This is a genomic window from Flavicella sp. (genome assembly GCF_029238425.1).
Taxonomy (GTDB): Bacteria; Bacteroidota; Bacteroidia; order Flavobacteriales; family Flavobacteriaceae; genus Flavicella.
This window is the reverse complement of record NZ_JAQWGB010000096.1, coordinates 1-1,846: the sequence shown is the minus strand read 5'-3', so window position 1 is coordinate 1,846 and position 1,846 is coordinate 1. Positions and strand designations below refer to the sequence as shown.

Sequence of the window (1,846 nt, the reverse complement as noted above, 5' to 3'; positions counted from 1 at the left end):
TAGCATGCAACTGTACAATAAGTTAAGCGCAGCAGAGCGCGCGCAATTAATAGATGAAGCGGGAAAGGACCGTTTGACAATTTCTTTCTATCAATATTTTAAGATAGAAAATCCACAACTCTTTAGAGATAAATTATTTTTGGAATGGGATGCCCTTGAGGTACTGGGTAGAACCTATGTTTCTTATGAAGGAATCAACGCCCAGATTTCTGTTCCAGCAGAAAATTTTTTAGAACTCAAAGATCAATTAGATTCTATTTCTTTTTTAAAGGACATTCGTTTGAATGTTGCCGTTGAGCATGACAATAAATCTTTTCTAAAATTAAAAGTAAAGGTTAGAAATAAGATTGTTGCGGATGGCCTAGAAGATGACAGTTTTGATGTAACTGATATAGGGGTGCATTTAAAAGCTGAGGAATTCAATAAAATGTTAGAAGATCCGAATACAGTTTGTGTTGATATGCGAAATCATTACGAAAGTGAAATTGGACATTTTGATGGCGCCGTTACTCCGGATGTTGATACTTTTAGAGATTCATTAGATTTGATAGAGGAAGATTTAAAAGATCATAAAGAGGACAAAAATCTTTTGATGTATTGTACTGGTGGAATTCGTTGTGAAAAAGCAAGTGCTTATTACAAACACAAAGGGTTTAAAAATGTATTTCAGTTAGAAGGAGGGATTATCAATTATGTGCGTCAGGTAGAAGATTCTGGAATTGAGAATAAATTTAAAGGAAAGAATTTTGTTTTTGACCATAGAAGGGCAGAACGAATTTCTGAGGATGTAGTTTCAAATTGTCATCAATGTGGAGAACCTTGTGATGTGCATGTAAACTGTGAAAATCAAGCTTGTCATTTATTGTTTATCCAGTGTTCTTCTTGTCAAGAAAAAATGAATACTTGTTGTTCTGAGGAATGTAAGGATATAGCAGCACTGCCTTTTGAAGAACAAAAAGAATTGAGAAAAGGGAAAGGAAATAGCAATAAGATTTTCAAAAAAGGAAGATCCGAAGCCTTGAAATTTAAAAAATAGCATCATGCAAAAAATCGAATTGATGGCGCCAGCCGGGAATTTTGAGTCCTTGCAGGCCGCTTTAGATAACGGAGCAGACTCTATTTATTTTGGGGTAGAACAATTGAACATGAGAGCTCGGGCTTCCATAAACTTTACTTTGGATGATTTAGAAGAGATTCAAAAACGTTGTGAAGCAAAAGGAGTTCGTTCGTATTTAACTTTAAACACTATCGTTTACGATCATGATTTGTCCATTGTTAAAACCTTGATCAAACGTGCGAAAGAGGCAAGTATTACTGCTGTTATTGCCATGGATCAAGCTGTAATTGCTTCTGCAAGAGAAGTTGGGATGGAGGTACATATTTCTACTCAGATAAATGTTACCAATATTGAAACGGTTAAGTTTTATGCAATGTTTGCCGATACTATAGTATTGAGTAGAGAACTGAGTTTACGTCAGGTTAAAAATATTACAGAACTCATTGAAAAAGAACAAATCAAAGGTCCTTCTGGAAGATTGGTTGAGATTGAAGTTTTTGGACATGGTGCTTTGTGTATGGCCGTTTCTGGAAAATGTTATATGAGTTTACATTCTGCGAACTCCTCTGCAAATAGAGGTGCATGTAAACAGAATTGCAGAAAAAAGTATACCGTAATAGATCAGGAAACTGGCTTTGAAATGGAGTTAGATAATGAATATATCATGTCTCCGAAAGATTTGTGTACCATTGATTTTTTAGATGACATTTCTGACGCAGGAATCAAGGTATTAAAAATTGAAGGAAGAGGACGTGCTCCAGAATATGTAGCTCGAGTAATTCGTTGTTA

2 protein-coding genes are annotated in these 1,846 nt (G+C 35.1%); both read left to right on the top strand.

Features of this window, described 5'->3' with window-relative positions; all coding sequences use genetic code 11:
• Positions 1-4: 4 nt before the first annotated feature.
• Entirely contained in the window at positions 5-1,036 is a 1,032-nt protein-coding gene (locus P8H68_RS07080) for a rhodanese-related sulfurtransferase (RefSeq protein ID WP_300322864.1), read from the top strand.
• Positions 1,037-1,040: 4 nt separating this feature from the next.
• Positions 1,041-1,846, top strand: an 806-nt coding sequence (locus P8H68_RS07075) for a peptidase U32 family protein (RefSeq protein WP_300322862.1), incomplete at its 3' end; no start/stop codon positions are given.